Source organism: Photorhabdus tasmaniensis, from assembly GCF_011189505.1.
GTDB lineage: Bacteria > Pseudomonadota > Gammaproteobacteria > Enterobacterales > Enterobacteriaceae > Photorhabdus > Photorhabdus tasmaniensis.
On record NZ_PUJU01000185.1, the window covers coordinates 1 to 629 of the forward strand.

The 629-nt window shown below is 55.5% G+C and carries 1 protein-coding gene; it reads left to right on the plus strand.

The annotated features are described in order from the left end of the window. On the plus strand, positions 1 to 629 hold a 629-nt coding region (locus C5471_RS23440), incomplete at both ends, for a filamentous hemagglutinin N-terminal domain-containing protein (protein ID WP_166296633.1).

Sequence of the window (629 nt, forward strand, 5' to 3'; positions counted from 1 at the left end):
CAATCACAACTGGCCGGGCAACTTAACGCCAACCCGAACCTGAAAGGCCCGGCGGCGGAACTGATTATTAATGAGGTCACTGGCAGCGGACGCTCTGAACTGCAAGGTCAGTTGGAAATTGTCGGCAATAAAGCCAACGTGATGATTGCCAACCCCAACGGCATCACCTGTGATGGTTGTGGTTTTATCAATACTGCCGGTGCCACCCTGACCACCGGGAAACCCCAGTTTGACAAACAGGGGGCGTTGGAAGCACTCGAAGTGCAGCAAGGCCAGATTACCATTGGCGGCAAAGGACTGGACGGCAAGGCGACGGATTATGTCGATATCATCAGCCGGGCGACGGTGTTGAATGGAAAAATTCAGGCGAATAACCTGTCGCTGACGCAGGGTGCCAATCGCATCAACCGGAAAGACGGCACGGTTAACCCTCTCACTGGAGAAGGCACTAAACCGCAATTAGCCATTGATACCAAAGCGCTGGGCGGCATGTATGCCCATAAAATCCGGCTGGTGGCGACCGAAGCCGGGGTGGGCGTGAATCTCACCCACCTGACCGCCAGCCAGGACGATATCCGTTTGACTGCGGAGGGGAAAATTATCCTGGGGGAAGTACACGCCGGGACAGA